The following is a 13,651-nucleotide window of genomic DNA, read 5'->3' on the forward strand; positions in this document are numbered from 1 at the left end:
GAGTGCCCTATGACGCCGCGCGCCTGTTCAAACGCGTATCGGGCAGCAACAGACTGGTGGCAATGATGAAATCCATACGCATCCTTCTCTGGACAGCCATTCTGGTCATGGTGGCCGTTCTCGGGTGGCTCACCTACGACATGACCCAGTCGAAACAGCAGGCCGCATCCGGCTCTTTCGGCGTGCCCTTTTCCCTGGTCGCGCAGAATGGCGAACCCATCACCGAGAGGGCGTTCACCGGCAAGCCGACAGCGCTCTTCTTCGGCTTCACCCATTGCCCGGAAGTTTGCCCGACCACGCTGTTCGAGCTGAACGGCTGGCTCGAAAAGGTCGACCCCGACGGAAACAGGCTGCAGGCCTACTTCATCACCGTCGATCCCGAGCGCGATACACCCGAGGTGCTCGGCCAGTATGTTTCAAACGTGTCCAAGCGCATCACCGGCATCTCCGGTCCGCCTGACAAAGTGCTGGAAATGGTCAAGGGTTACCGCGTCTATTACAAGAAGGTCCCGACAGACGAGGCAAAGCCGGACGGCGACTACACGATGGATCATACCGCATCGGTCTTTCTGCTAGATGCCAACGGCCGGTTCAGCGGAACGATCTCCTATGGCGAAAATCCCGAAACGGCCGTGAAGAAGCTGGAAAACCTCGCGCGCGGCTAAAACGTTTGCCCATGTATTCTGCAGGCGCCGGGAAACCCGGCGCTTTGCCTTTGTACCTCATTCATGATAGCGGCGGACCGCCCACAGCGTCGCGCATCCGCTCGGACGCGCCGAAATCACTGTGGCCCCTTTGAATGGCTGCATGCCGAAGGAAAGCACCGTGAGCGAGATACGACTTTTCGTCACCACTACCGAGAAGCAGGCGGCAGCCGTCCTCGACGTCATGAGCGCAATCTTCGAAGAGGACGATTATGCGATCGCGACCATGGAGATCGACGAGAAGCGGGATGTCTGGGAGGCCTCCGTCTATATGATGACGGATGAAGAGGAGAGCGTGAAATCGCGCCTCGCCCGGGCGCTCGAAGGCGATTTTGCGCATCTTTCGATCGAGCGCGAAGTGCTCCCGGATGTGGACTGGATCGCCAAGTCGCTGGAAGGCCTCGCCCCCGTGCGCGCGGGCCGATTCGTCATCCACGGCTCGCATGATCGCGACAAGGTGAAGCCGGGTGAGATTGCCATTGAGATCGATGCCGGCCAGGCCTTCGGCACCGGCCATCACGGCACGACGGCCGGCTGCCTCGAAATGCTTGCCTCCGTCGCCCGGGTCCGGCCGGTTCGCAACGCGCTCGACCTCGGGACGGGAAGCGGCGTGCTGGCGATCGCCGCCTGGAAGCTCCTGCACGTCCCGGTGCTCGCAACCGACATCGATCCGGTCGCAACCCGCGTCGCGGCCGACAACGCGCGTCGCAACGGCGTCGTCAACGGCTTGACCTTCGCCACTGCGCCGGGCTTCCATTCGACCACCTTCAGCGCCAGCGGTCCCTTCGACCTCATCATCGCCAACATTCTGGCGCGGCCGCTGATGAAGATGGCGCCGCAGCTTGCGGCCAATCTCGCTCCGGGCGGTTCGGTCATTCTTTCAGGCATTCTCGCCGAACAGCGCTGGAAGGTGCTCGCGGCCTATAACGGCCAGAACCTCAAGCATGCGCGCACCCTCTGGCGCAATGGCTGGGTTACCATTCATCTGACCAGATAAGCTCGCGCTTATCACAGACGCGTCCGATCGCGGCATCCGAGGCAGTACGGCCGCTCCTGGGATGACGATAGAATGAGTGTCGACCGAAGTGAGACCCCGGAATGCCGAAAAGGCCGCCCAGTCCATCATGACGGGCGGCCTTTTCGAAACAAAGGCGATGCCGAAGCATCGCCTGCTGGTCGGCTTTTGACCGACCATACCCGCGAGCTTGAGGAGGAGGAGCGCTCAAGCGGGCTCTACCGTTCCGAAGCTGACCACCCTGAGGGAGGAGGAGAACAGATGGCCAACCATTCTCGGAACTGCAGTCTTTTGAACCGGCGGACGTTCGTCCGTGTTCGTTGACCGCGCTTATAAACTATAATTTTGATAGAGAAAGATGCATTCCGGCATGGGTGCCATGCGCCGCGCGCATATGTATGACAAATGAGCAAATGTCCTTCGCGCGGAGGAGTCTCGCCTCTTCCTTCGGCCGGGGTCTGAGTTGTTATTTATGCATGTGGTTATCCCAAAACCGCTGCACACTTTCGGGCCACATGCATTAACATGGCCCATCTCACCTGCGGTTCTCCGCCAAGCTTACCGGGAAAGTCCATGTTCCAATCCTTCGAAGTCACCTCCGCGCCCCAGTTCGGCAAGGAGCGAACCACCGCCCTGCGTGCCGCCCTCGCAACCCTCGGCGCCGATGGCTTTCTCGTGCCGCGTGCCGACGAATTTCAAGGAGAATACGTGCCCCGCTGTTCCGAGCGGTTGTCGTGGCTGACCGGCTTCACCGGTTCGGCCGGCATAGCGCTCGTCACGCAGCGCGAAGCGATCGTCTTCGTCGACGGCCGTTACGTGACCCAGCTCAAGGAACAGGTGGATGGCAGCGTCTTCACCCTCGGCGATCTCATCGGTGAACCGCCGCATGTCTGGCTGGAGCGCCATGGACCCAAGGGGTTCCGCCTCGGCATCGATCCCTGGCTGCACACGGCGGCGGAAGTTCGCCGGCTTGAAAAGGCGCTCGCCGCGATCGGCGGCAGCATCGTCTTTCTCAATCACAATCCGCTCGACCGGCTCTGGGTCGATCGGCCCTCAGCACCGCTCGGCCCGGTGACGATCCAGCCGGTCGAGCATGCAGGGCAATTGGCGAAGGACAAGATTGCGACGATCGCGGCGGGCGTGGCAAAGGCGCGGGCCGCGGCCGTCGTTCTGACGGATCCCTCCTCGGTCGCCTGGTCCTTCAACATACGTGGCAGTGACGTTCCCCACACTCCCCACCCGCTGGCGCGTGCCATCATCCATGCGGACGGCTGCGCGGAACTCTTCCTCGACAAACGCAAAACCGGCATCGAGCAGGAGGCCTACCTGACCCAGCTTGCCGACATAATGGCGCCGGCGACCTTCGACGATCGGCTCGCCGCCCTCGCCTCTACGGGCGCAGCGATCATGATCGATCCGGATCTCGCCCCCTTCGCGATCGGCGAACTGATCCGCAGCAAAGAAGGCTCCGTCGTCGAAGCCGTCGATCCCGCCCGCCTCCCCCGCGCCTGCAAGAATGCCGCCGAGATCGCCGGATCGACCCGGGCGCACCTGCAGGACGGTGCGGCGATGGTCGAGTTTCTCGCGTGGCTGGACGGGAGAGAGCCCGGAAGCGTGACCGAAATCGGCGCAACCAGGCAGCTGGAAGCGGCGCGCGCGGCCGTCGGGGAGCGTATGCAGAACCCCCTGAAGGACATCTCTTTCGACACCATCGCCGGTGCCGGCTCGCATGCTGCAATCATGCATTACCGGGTCACGAACGAAACAGATCGGGCGATCGAGGCGGGCACCATGTTTCTGATCGACTCCGGTGCGCAATACATCAACGGAACGACCGACATCACCCGTACGGTCGCGATCGGTGCGGTGCCGGAAGAACAGAAGCGGTTTTTCACGCTCGTGCTGAAGGGCATGATCGCAATCAGCACGGCGCGCTTCCCGAAGGGGTCACGTGGCGTCGACCTCGATCCGCTCGCCCGGATCGCCCTGTGGAAGGCCGGTGCCGATTACGCTCACGGAACCGGCCACGGCGTCGGTTCCTATCTTTCTGTTCATGAAGGGCCGCAGCGCATTGCCCGGCTCGCGACCCAGGAATTGCTGCCCGGCATGATTCTTTCCAACGAACCCGGCTACTATCGCCCCGGCGCCTTCGGAATCCGCATCGAGAACCTGGTCGTCACGCGCGAACCTGCGGAAATCGAGGGCGGCGATCAGCCTATGCTGTCTTTCGACACGCTGACCTTCTGCCCGATCGACCGCCGGCTCGTTCTTCCTGCCCTGCTGACGGACGACGAGCTTGACTGGCTGAATGCCTATCATGCGGAAACGCGGGAAAAGCTGATGCCACTGCTGGCGGACCGGGACACGCGTGACTGGTTGACCAGCGCCACGGAAGCAATCGTCCGATAGACCGGGAACGGGGGTGGCCCGGCGGTTGGGCTGGGGCTGGGGTACCGCCGGGCCTCCGTTGGGAGGGTCGATTTTCTCAACCAACGACACCGTTATATTGGGGCCGACGCTCCTGCGTAACCCGAGAATTCTACTGTATTTTATTTCAGGCGCGCCCCGACGTCGCGCGCCGGTAGGGCGTTTCAATGTTACGCTGAAACGCTCTACCCTTTGATATATGCATGTCCGTGCGGAAGCCGTTGCACACTTTGCTGGACGTGCCCCAGGCGCGGATTTTTCGTTGTCGGTAGCCGTTCGCCGGTCCTGCGGCCTGACAGCAGGCGCGGGCCCGTCTTCTCGTTCAGATACCGAGCATCGTCTTGGCTTGGCCGAGCGCTGCTTCGGAGCCGGCATGATCGCCGGCCTTGTGCAGGTCTTCGCCCTGCTGGCGCAACTGTTTGACCTTTGCCATATCTGCCTCGGACAGCGAGGCATTGGGCATGGCCGCGTCGATTGCCTGCATCATGGCGGGACACTGGTTGGCAAGCGCCGTGACAGGTGCAAGTGCGAGAAACAGCGCAACAGAAATTCTGGTAATCATGGTCGCTCCTCCGCGGGCCGGAGGGCGGCTGCCTCCCCGGCAACGGGTGGATGATAGTCCAGAACCGACGCGACGCCAATCCGGACAGCCGATCCGCATGCTCCCGCGTCAGAAGCCTACAGAATCAGGTGTCGGATCGCCATCACCGCGATCCAGCCGACGAGCAGCATCCGAAGCGTCGAGAAGCGCAGGCCGATCACGAAGGCCACGAGCATCGCCGCGGCGACGTCCATGCCGCCATAGACGAAAGCCGGCGCCACCAGCGTTGTCAGGACGGCCGCCGGCACGGCGTTCAACGCAGACCCGAGCCGCGGCGGTATGTTCTTCAACTGCGTGATGAGCACATAGCCGCCGAAGCGCGTGACATACGTGGCGACCGCCGCTGCAACGATGAGGTAAAGCAGATTGAGATGTTGCGCGTCCAAGGATCAGGCCTCCTTTTCCGCGGCATGCACCTGCACCGCCGGCCGCTTCGGCGGCAGACAGGCCGCAAGCAGAATGCCGGCAAGTGCGCCGATGCTGACATGCCAGGGAGAGCCGACGAAATGCATCCCCGCAACGGAAGCGACGGCGCTCACGGCCACGATCGGCAGGAAGCGGTCGCGTGTGCGGAAACTCATCACCAGCCCCAGGAAATAGACCGGGAGGAGCACATCGAGGCCGATCGCCTTGGGATCGCCGATCAGCTGCCCGAAGATCGCGCCGATCAGCGTGTTGATGATCCAGGGAACATAGATCACGATGCCGAAGCCCGCATACCAGGCGAAAGTGACGGGCAATCCGCGCTGGCCGCGCTGTTCGGTCTCTGCATATTGCGGATCCACGAGCAGGAAAAAGGCGATCAGCTTCTGAACGAAGCTGAAATGGCGGATGTGCCTGGCGAGAGAAGCGGAATAGAGCACGTGGCGGAAGTTGACCGCAAAGACCGAGAGCACCACGAGCCAGGGCTGCACGTTGCTTCCGAAGAGTTCGATGCCGACCATCTGGCTCGCGCCCGCATAGACGGTGGCACTCATGAAGACCGCATCGGCGATCGAAAAACCGTTGTCCACCGCAAGCGCCCCGAAGAGCGCCCCGAAGGGGGATGCCGCCAGCATGATTGGAAAGCCGCCGCGCAGCCCTTCCCGGAAATCGCCTCTGCTCATGAAATTCTCCCGCGGGGCCGCTCATAACGAGCACGCCGGCAGATTGCCTGCCGGGACAGATAGGGGCTGACGCGCACGGCGACAATTCAATTACGCTGATGCGGCGATTGAATTTTCTGATGGTTTGCGTGAGTTTAGGTCGGGTCGACCCGAATTCATGAACGTGGTCGATTCTAATAGGTAGAGTGGGCGGGCGGACGCAGAGCGCCCGCCCGGGCCGGATCAGCGCTTTACCTGAAACGTGTGCTCGATGCCGGGGAAGGTACGCGCCTTCACCTCGTTGGCATAGGCTTCAACCGCCTTCGAGATGGCCGGCGCGAGCTCGGCGAAATGCTTGACGAAGCGTGGCTTGAAATCGTTGAAGAGGCCCAGCATGTCGTCCGACACAAGGATCTGGCCATCACATGCCGGCGAAGCACCGATACCGATGGTCGGCGAGCGCAGCGTGGAGGTGATCTCGCGGGCAACCGGCTCCACCGTCCCCTCAACCACGATGGCGAATGCGCCGGCATCGTCGATCGCTTTTGCATCGCGGCGGATTTTTGCTACTTCCTTCTCGTTGCGGCCGACCGAGCGATAGCCACCGGTCGTGTTGACGAGCTGCGGCATCAAGCCGACATGGCCCAGCACGGGGATGCCACGGCTGACGAGGAAATCGACCGTCTCGGCCATCTCGGCTCCACCCTCGAGCTTCACGGCGCTGCAGCCCGTTTCCTTCAGGATGCGCGCCGCACTGCGGAAGGCCTGCTCCTTGGATTCCTGGTAGGAGCCGAAAGGAAGGTCGACGACGACGCAACAGCGCTCCGAACCCCGCATGACCGCCTGTCCATGCGCGATCATCATGTCGAGCGTGACGCCGACGGTCGTGTCGAGGCCGTAAAGCACCATGCCGAGCGAATCGCCGACAAGGAGGAAGTCCACATGAGGATCGAGAAGCCGTGCGATCGGCGTCGTATAGGCCGTCAGGCTGACGATCGGGCGCTCCCCCTTCAGGGCTTCGATGCTGGCGGGGCTAAGCCGCCGTTTCGTGGTCTGGACGCTCATTCTCAGGCTACCTTTGCAAAACGGGCGGATTTCGGGGCGATGACGCGGTTGTCGAGCAGCTTCGTCGTGCCGAAGCGGACGAAGAGCAGGAGCAGGACCGGCTTTTCTTCGATGTCGCTGACCGGCTCAAGCGTTTCCGGATCGCGCAGCGCCACCACTTCGGGCCGCGCCAGCGGCTCGCTCGCGAGAAACTCCGCGACACGCTTCTCGACCTCGGCCGGTTCGGTGATACCGCTTGCGATCAGTCGTTCGGCCTCATCCAGCGCCTTCGGCACGATCGCGGCTGCAAGCCGCTCTTCCGCCGTCAGATAAACATTGCGCGACGAACAGGCGAGCCCGTCCTCCTCGCGCACCGTCGGCACGCCGACGACCGCAACCGGCTGCGCCAGATCCTCGACCATGCGGCGGATGATCTGGAGCTGCTGGAAGTCCTTTTCGCCGAAATAGGCGCGATCCGGCTGGACGATATTGAAGAGCTTGGTGACGACGGTCGCGACACCCGCGAAATGGCCCGGCCTCACCGCGCCTTCGAGCTCGGAGCCGAGCTTCGGCACGTCGACCACTGTTTCCATCGGCCGCGGATACATGTCGGCAACCCCGGGGGCGAAAAGGAAATCGACGCCGCCATCCGTCAGCAGTGCCTGATCGCGGGCGAGGTCGCGCGGGTATCTGCCAAGATCCTCGTTGGCGCCGAACTGCAGCGGGTTGACAAAAATGCTGGCAACGACCACCTCGTTCTCGCTGCGGGCGCGGCGGACGAGCTCCATATGGCCGACATGAAGATAGCCCATAGTGGGGACCAGACCGACGGACCTGCCCGCGCGCCGATGCTCCGCAAGCGCTTCGCGCAGTTCGGCGATGGTGGTGATGGTTCTCATTCCGGACCCTCCAATCCGCCGGGACGAAAGACGCGCCCCGCTTCGCTGATATGGCTCCTGCATCGTCAAAATGCTACAGCGACACTTGCACGTCCGATGTGACGCGCGGCTGCAGGCGCCGGCCCCGCGAAAAGGCAATTGCACAAATTTTGGCTGCAAGATCTATCTTGTGCAGCGCAAAAATACAAACGGAAATGGGGTTCCGCAATTCGAATGGCAGGCTGCCGATCGGCACAGCCGGACGTCGACGACGGGATAGAAAAAAATTCGACGGGACCCGTCGGCATGCGGCCAACACCTGCGTCCTTGGGTTCATCGAAGCAAGATCATCTTCAACAAGGAGCATCCGATGCGCATGATTTTCGTCAACCTGCCGGTCAAGGATCTGAAAGCCTCCCGGTCTTTTTTCTCCGCTTTGGGCTTCACATTCAACGAGCAGTTCTCCGACGAGACCGCCGCCTGTATGGTCATCGACGACAACATCTTCGCCATGCTCCTGACGGAGCCGAAGTTCCGCAACTTCATCGTCGGCGAGATCAGCGATACGGCGAAGGGCACGGAGGTCATCACTGCGCTCTCCGCCGCGAGCCGTGCCGAATGCGACGACATGTTCGACAAGGCGATTGCCGCGGGAGCCAAGCCGTGGAAGCCGGCGATCGACTATGGCTTCATGTACGGCATCAGCTTTCAGGACCTCGACGGCCACGTCTGGGAATTCATGTGGATGGACATGGCGGCGCAGCAACAGGCCTGACGATTTAAGCCTCACGCGGTTACCCGCGTCCGCCTGCCGGCGGATGCGGCCAACCGAACACATTATCCGCCAATCAGCGCCAGCCACTCGTCCTCGTCCATCGTCTGAACGCCGAGTTCGCGGGCTTTGTCGAGCTTCGAGCCGGCGCCGGGGCCTGCGACGACGATGTCGGTCTTCTTCGAGACCGAGCCCGCAACCTTGGCGCCGAGGCTCTCCGCTTTCGCCTTCGCCTCCTCGCGCGTCATCTTTTCGAGCGAGCCGGTGAAGACCACCGTTTTGCCGGCAACGGGACTGTCGGTCGCCACGGGCAAGTCCGCGCTCTCGGGCGTAACCTCCTCCAGCAACTCGGAAACGACCTTCAGGTTGCGCGGCTCCTTGTAGAATTCGACAATGGCGCGAGCGACCACCTCGCCGATGCCGTCGATGCTGTTCAGTTCGTTCCAGGCATCTCCCGAAAGGCCGCCCGCCTCGATCATGGCCGCGCCGAAGTGTTCGTAGCTTCCATAGGAGCGCGCAAGCAGCTTGGCCGTCGTCTCGCCCACATGGCGGATGCCGAGCGCGTAGATCAAGCGGTGAAGCGCTATCGAGCGGCGGGCATTGATCGCGTCGTAGAGTTTGCGGACGCTTACCCTGCCGAAGCCGTCGATGTTTTCGAGCTTGTTGAGCGATGCCTCCTGGCGGCGTTCGAGCGTGAAGATCTCAGGGGCGGTGCGGATCCTCAGGTTCTCGTCCTCGCTTTCGAAGAAGAATTCGATCTGCTTGGAGCCGAGGCCTTCGACGTCGAAAGCATTGCGCGAGACGAAATGCTTCAGATGCTCGACCGCCTGCGCACGGCAGACGAAACCGCCCGTGCAGCGGCGTACGGCGTCCACCTTGCCCGTCTTCTCGTTGATGTCGCGCACCGCGTGACTGCCGCAGATCGGGCACGTCGTCGGAAACCTGTAGGGTTCGGCGTCTTCCGGCCGCTCGTCCATCACCACGTCGACGATCTGGGGGATCACGTCACCCGCCCGCTGAACGATAACCATATCGCCGATGCGGATGTCGCGCCCCTCGCGGATCGCTTCGCCGGTATTGCCGATGCCCCGGATATAGTCCTCGTTGTGCAGCGTCGCATTGGTTACGACGACGCCGCCGACGGTGATCGGTTCCAGCCGCGCGACGGGCGTCAGCGCGCCGGTACGGCCGACCTGGATGTCGATGCCCTTGAGGCGCGTGAAAGCCTGCTCGGCCGGAAATTTGTGCGCCGTCGCCCAACGCGGGCTGCGCGAGCGGAAGCCGAGCCTGGCCTGCAGATCGAGCCGGTCGACCTTGTAGACGACGCCGTCGATATCGTAGTCGAGGTCCGGACGTTCCCGCTCGATCTGGTGATAATGCTCCAGAAGCTCGTCGGCGGAGAAGAAGCGCTGCATCAGCGGATTGACCGGGAATCCCCAGGTCTTGAAAGTCTCCACCATGCCAAGCTGCGTATCCGCCGGCATCGCCGACATCTCGCCCCAGGCATAGGCGAAGAAGCGCAGCTTGCGGCTCGCGGTCACCTTGGCGTCGAGCTGGCGGAGTGAACCGGATGCCGTATTGCGCGGGTTGACATAGAGGGGCCTGCCCTGTGCCGCCATTTCGGCATTGAGCGCAGCGAAGTCCGATTTCGCCATATAGATCTCGCCGCGGATCTCCACGACATCGGGCGCTCCCGCAGGAAGCGTCTGCGGGATCATGCCGATGGTGCGGACATTCGCCGTCACGTTCTCGCCGGTCGTGCCGTCGCCGCGGGTCGCAGCCGTGACGAGTCGCCGGTTTTCGTAGCGCAGCGACATGGACAACCCGTCGATCTTTGGCTCGGCCGTGAAGGCGATCGAGCCGTCCGGAAGCCGGCCGAGGAAGCGGTAGACTCCGGCGACGAACGCCCGGGCATCTTCGTCCGAGAAAGTGTTGTCGAGAGAAAGCATCGGCCGCGCATGAACGACCGGCGCGAAGGTCAGCGAAGGTGCGGCACCGACTTTCCGGGAGGGGCTGTCCTCACGAACAAGCGCAGGAAAGCGCTCCTCGATGCGGTCGTTCCGCCGCTTCAGCGCATCGTAGTCCGCATCCGAAATCTCCGGAGCATCCTTGCCGTGATAGAGCGTGTCGTGGCGGGCAAGCTCCGCCGCCAGGGAAGCGAGCTCCTCGGCAGCTTCCGTTTCGGTCAATTGCTCGACGGGTTTTCTTTGATTCAACATGGACGCGACTCCGGAACTCTGGAATCGCTTTTTACTGCATGATTCCTCAAATCGGAATCGATTTGAGGAATCATGCAGCGGTTCCAAGTGCTGCAGCGCCGCGAAAGAAAAGCGGGGGTTATCAGCCGTTGCCGGCGAGCAACCGCGCTGCCGCCGCCCTCGCCTCCTCGGTGATCGAGGCGCCGGCGAGCATGCGGGCGATCTCCTCGGTACGTGCCGCGTCGTCCATGCGGGCGACACGGGTCGCGATCATCTCGGTCTTTTCCGCGGACGGCCCCTTCGAGATCAGGAGATGCGTCGCCGCACGCGCCGCGACCTGCGGCGCATGGGTGACCGAAAGCACCTGAACGGTTTTCGAAAGACGCTTCAAGCGCTGGCCGATCGCATCCGCCACGGCACCGCCGACGCCGGTATCGATCTCGTCGAAGACGAGCGTCGGCGCGGAACCGCGATCGGCGAGCGCCACTTTCAGGGCGAGCAGGAAGCGCGAAAGCTCGCCACCCGAAGCGACCTTCATGATCGGCCCCGGTCTGGTGCCGGGATTGGTCTGGACGTGAAACTCGACCGCATCGATCCCGTCGGGCGTCGGCGACGCCGGGTCGCTCGTCACCTCCACCATGAAGCGGGCGCGTTCGAGCTTCAGTGCCGGCAGTTCTTCCATGACGGCTGCGGAAAGTGCGGCAGCCGTATTGTGGCGCTTCTCGGAAAGCGACCGGGCTGCAAGGTCGAAAGCGGCCCTGGCTTCTGCGACCTGTATTTCGAGTTGCTTCAGCTTTTCTTCGCCGGCGTCGAGATCGGCAAGATCGGCGATCATCCGCACGGCGAGCGCCGGCAGTTCGGTCACGGGAACCGAATATTTGCGGCTCGCGGCGCGCAGCGCAAAAAGCCGCTCCTCGACGCGCTCGAGTTCCTTCGGATCGAATTCGGTGTTGCGGAGCGCGCGCTCGACCGCCATCTGGGCATCCGCAAGCTGGTTCAGAGCGCCGTCCAGTAGTTCGACCGTCTCTTCGAGCAGACCGGGCGCCTCATGGCTCTTGCGCTCGAGCCGCCGGACCAGCGACGCAATGAGCGGTACCGGCGAGGCGTTGCCGTTCAGAAATTCGGATGCCTCGCTGATGTCGCCGGCGATCCGCTCGACCTTCATCATCCGGGCCCGGGCCTCGGCAAGTTCCTCCTCTTCGCCGTCGCGCGGCGAAAGCGTTTCGAGCTCCTCTACGGAGGAACGCAGATAGTCCGCTTCGCGGGCTGCCGCCTCTACCTTTTCCCGATGCTTCCTCAGGCCTCGCTCGGCCTCCTTCCAGGTGCGGTAGAGGGTTGCAACCTCTTGAGCCGCTTCCGTCGTGCCGCCGAACGCGTCGAGCAGCGTCCGGTGAGCATCGGTGTCGACAAGCGCCCGATCGTCATGCTGACCATGAATTTCGACGAGTGCCTGGCCGACCTGCCGCATCAGCTGCACGCTCACCGGCTGGTCGTTTATGAAGGCCTTGGTACGGCCGTCCGCCGACTGCACGCGGCGGAAGATCAGATCGCCATCGTCATCGATGCCGTTCTCCCGCAGGAATAGCCGCGCCGCATGGCCGGCCGGGACGTCGAATACAGCGGTAACCTGACCCCTGTCCTCGCCGTGGCGCACCAGCGAACCGTCGCCGCGCCCCCCCAGCGCGAGCGACAGACTGTCGAGAAGAATGGATTTGCCCGCGCCGGTTTCGCCGGTCAGCACCGAAAGCCCGGCATCGAAGCTGAGGTCAAGCCGTTCGATCAGGACGATATCGCGGATCGCGAGCTGGGCGAGCATCCGGTTTCATATCTTCGTTGTCAGGCGCCGGGAAATCACGCGCCGATTAGGTTCTTGCCCGCGCGAGCGATCCAGGACGTACCGGTTTCGCGCGGCTCAAGCCCGCCGGATTGCAGCAGCTTGTATGAGTCGGCATACCATTGGCTGTCAGGGTAGTTATGTCCGAGAACCGCTGCCGCCGTCTGAGCTTCGCCAGTCACGCCCATCGCGTAATAGGCTTCGACGAGACGGGCGAGCGCCTCTTCGACCTGATTGGTGGTCGGATAGCGCTCGACGACGGTCCGGAAGCGCGAAATGGCGGCAAGGTATTCCTTGCGCTCGAGATAATAGCGGCCGACCTGCATCTCCTTGCCGGCGAGCTGGTCGCGCGCGAAGCGGATCTTGGCCTGAGCATCCTCGACATATTCCGAGTCCGGATACTTGTCGACGACGGTCTGCATCGCCTCGATCGCACGTGCGGCCGGCCGTTGATCCTGCGTCACCGACGGAATCTGCTTCGTGTAGGCGAGGCCCTGGATATATTGCGCGTAGGCCGCATCTTCCGACTGCGGATAAAGGTTCAGGTAGCGGTTGGTCGAGTTGATCGCGTCCTGATACTGGCCGTTGCGATAGGAAACGAATGCATTCATCACCAGCGCTTTTCGGGCATATTCGGAGAACGGGTGCTGCTTGTCGATCGCCTCGAACTTCCGCGCCGCTTCGGTCGTCTTCCCGGCATTCAGGTTTGCGAGGCCTTGATTGTACAGCACATCCGGCGGATCGGTCTCGGCCGCGAGTTTGGTGATGTCGATATCCGGATCGTTCTGGCAGGCCGTGATCAGACTGGAGCCGGCGACGGCCGCCAGGACGACCGCGGCGACGCGCGCTGATTTTCTTATGTCGACAGAAACTGCAAGAACCATCGGATATTCCCGTTTCACTCAGCGGCTAGCATCCCGCCAGACTTGCGCGTTTTAGAGCAAGTTACCTCAAGACCGCAACGTCATGATCGGCAATTCATGCAAATTTGTGGCGCCCTGCAGCACTGCACCCCATTTCCGATGTGTAATGCGCCTCTCGCACCACGAAATCGGTACCGAAGAACACGCGCTGCCCGGGCTATTATCGAATC

At 62.6% G+C, this 13,651-nt stretch carries 12 protein-coding genes; 4 read left to right on the forward strand and 8 right to left on the reverse strand.

All coding sequences use genetic code 11. The features are described from left to right. Positions 1 to 65 precede the first annotated feature (65 nt). The 3 genes from SINAR_RS0121285 to SINAR_RS0121300 all read left to right on the forward strand — a co-directional run bounded on the left by SINAR_RS0121285 (position 66) and on the right by SINAR_RS0121300 (position 4,128). A complete protein-coding gene (locus SINAR_RS0121285) occupies positions 66 to 665 on the forward strand; it encodes an SCO family protein (RefSeq protein ID WP_028000943.1) in 600 nt (199 codons plus the stop codon). A 160-nt stretch (positions 666 to 825) separates the two neighbouring features. Beyond that, positions 826 to 1,701, forward strand: a complete 876-nt coding sequence (locus tag SINAR_RS0121290; RefSeq protein WP_028000944.1) for a 50S ribosomal protein L11 methyltransferase — start codon at positions 826 to 828, stop codon at positions 1,699 to 1,701. A 591-nt stretch (positions 1,702 to 2,292) separates the two neighbouring features. Further along, positions 2,293 to 4,128, forward strand: coding sequence for an aminopeptidase P family protein (locus SINAR_RS0121300; RefSeq protein WP_028000945.1), 1,836 nt, complete (start codon positions 2,293 to 2,295; stop codon positions 4,126 to 4,128). Between the two features lie 340 nt (positions 4,129 to 4,468). Here SINAR_RS0121300 and SINAR_RS0121305 read toward each other — a convergent pair whose 3' ends face one another. The 5 genes from SINAR_RS0121305 to panC form a co-directional block, all read right to left on the reverse strand. Then, positions 4,469 to 4,708 carry a PA2433 domain-containing protein gene (locus tag SINAR_RS0121305; RefSeq protein ID WP_028000946.1) on the reverse strand — a complete coding sequence of 80 codons (240 nt, stop codon included), beginning with the start codon at positions 4,706 to 4,708 and terminating at the stop codon, positions 4,469 to 4,471. 116 nt (positions 4,709 to 4,824) lie between these two features. Then, on the reverse strand, positions 4,825 to 5,133 hold the full coding sequence (locus SINAR_RS0121310) for an AzlD family protein (RefSeq protein ID WP_028000947.1): 309 nt from the start codon (positions 5,131 to 5,133) through the stop codon (positions 4,825 to 4,827). Between the two features lie 3 nt (positions 5,134 to 5,136). Further along, positions 5,137 to 5,853: an AzlC family ABC transporter permease gene (locus SINAR_RS0121315; protein ID WP_028000948.1), complete on the reverse strand. Its 717-nt coding sequence runs from the start codon at positions 5,851 to 5,853 to the stop codon at positions 5,137 to 5,139. A gap of 222 nt (positions 5,854 to 6,075) precedes the next feature. Continuing rightward, positions 6,076 to 6,897: a 3-methyl-2-oxobutanoate hydroxymethyltransferase gene (panB, locus tag SINAR_RS0121320; protein WP_028000949.1), complete on the reverse strand. Its 822-nt coding sequence runs from the start codon at positions 6,895 to 6,897 to the stop codon at positions 6,076 to 6,078. Between the two features lie 2 nt (positions 6,898 to 6,899). After that, positions 6,900 to 7,775 carry a pantoate--beta-alanine ligase gene (panC, locus tag SINAR_RS0121325; RefSeq protein ID WP_028000950.1) on the reverse strand — a complete coding sequence of 292 codons (876 nt, stop codon included), beginning with the start codon at positions 7,773 to 7,775 and terminating at the stop codon, positions 6,900 to 6,902. A 349-nt stretch (positions 7,776 to 8,124) separates the two neighbouring features. Here panC and SINAR_RS0121330 point away from each other — a divergent pair, with 349 nt between their 5' ends. After that, positions 8,125 to 8,529 (forward strand): VOC family protein, encoded by a 405-nt coding sequence (locus SINAR_RS0121330; protein ID WP_028000951.1) that lies wholly within the window; start codon positions 8,125 to 8,127, stop codon positions 8,527 to 8,529. A gap of 62 nt (positions 8,530 to 8,591) precedes the next feature. Here SINAR_RS0121330 and ligA read toward each other — a convergent pair whose 3' ends face one another. The 3 genes from ligA to SINAR_RS0121345 all read right to left on the reverse strand — a co-directional run bounded on the left by ligA (position 8,592) and on the right by SINAR_RS0121345 (position 13,442). Next, the gene (gene ligA, locus SINAR_RS0121335; protein WP_028000952.1) at positions 8,592 to 10,745 is read right to left on the reverse strand and encodes an NAD-dependent DNA ligase LigA; all 2,154 of its coding nucleotides are present in this window, start codon (positions 10,743 to 10,745) and stop codon (positions 8,592 to 8,594) included. Positions 10,746 to 10,866: 121 nt separating this feature from the next. Then, the gene (gene recN, locus SINAR_RS0121340) at positions 10,867 to 12,540 is read right to left on the reverse strand and encodes a DNA repair protein RecN (protein ID WP_028000953.1); all 1,674 of its coding nucleotides are present in this window, start codon (positions 12,538 to 12,540) and stop codon (positions 10,867 to 10,869) included. 35 nt (positions 12,541 to 12,575) lie between these two features. Next, positions 12,576 to 13,442, reverse strand: a complete 867-nt coding sequence (locus tag SINAR_RS0121345) for an outer membrane protein assembly factor BamD (protein WP_028000954.1) — start codon at positions 13,440 to 13,442, stop codon at positions 12,576 to 12,578. Positions 13,443 to 13,651 lie beyond the last annotated feature (209 nt).

It is taken from the genome of Sinorhizobium arboris LMG 14919, from assembly GCF_000427465.1.
Taxonomy (GTDB): Bacteria; Pseudomonadota; Alphaproteobacteria; order Rhizobiales; family Rhizobiaceae; genus Sinorhizobium; species Sinorhizobium arboris.

What these genes read in the sequence shown, in the direction of transcription:
- panC (WP_028000950.1), bottom strand. Translation starts at nt 7,775, where the DNA reads ATGAGAACCATCACCACCATCGCCGAACTGCGCGAAGCGCTTGCGGAG.
- SINAR_RS0121330 (WP_028000951.1), top strand. Translation starts at nt 8,125, where the DNA reads ATGCGCATGATTTTCGTCAACCTGCCGGTCAAGGATCTGAAAGCCTCC.
- SINAR_RS0121345 (WP_028000954.1), bottom strand. Translation starts at nt 13,442, where the DNA reads ATGGTTCTTGCAGTTTCTGTCGACATAAGAAAATCAGCGCGCGTCGCC.
- SINAR_RS0121305 (WP_028000946.1), bottom strand. Translation starts at nt 4,708, where the DNA reads ATGATTACCAGAATTTCTGTTGCGCTGTTTCTCGCACTTGCACCTGTC.
- recN (WP_028000953.1), bottom strand. Translation starts at nt 12,540, where the DNA reads ATGCTCGCCCAGCTCGCGATCCGCGATATCGTCCTGATCGAACGGCTT.
- panB (WP_028000949.1), bottom strand. Translation starts at nt 6,897, where the DNA reads ATGAGCGTCCAGACCACGAAACGGCGGCTTAGCCCCGCCAGCATCGAA.
- SINAR_RS0121300 (WP_028000945.1), top strand. Translation starts at nt 2,293, where the DNA reads ATGTTCCAATCCTTCGAAGTCACCTCCGCGCCCCAGTTCGGCAAGGAG.
- ligA (WP_028000952.1), bottom strand. Translation starts at nt 10,745, where the DNA reads ATGTTGAATCAAAGAAAACCCGTCGAGCAATTGACCGAAACGGAAGCT.
- SINAR_RS0121315 (WP_028000948.1), bottom strand. Translation starts at nt 5,853, where the DNA reads ATGAGCAGAGGCGATTTCCGGGAAGGGCTGCGCGGCGGCTTTCCAATC.
- SINAR_RS0121285 (WP_028000943.1), top strand. Translation starts at nt 66, where the DNA reads ATGAAATCCATACGCATCCTTCTCTGGACAGCCATTCTGGTCATGGTG.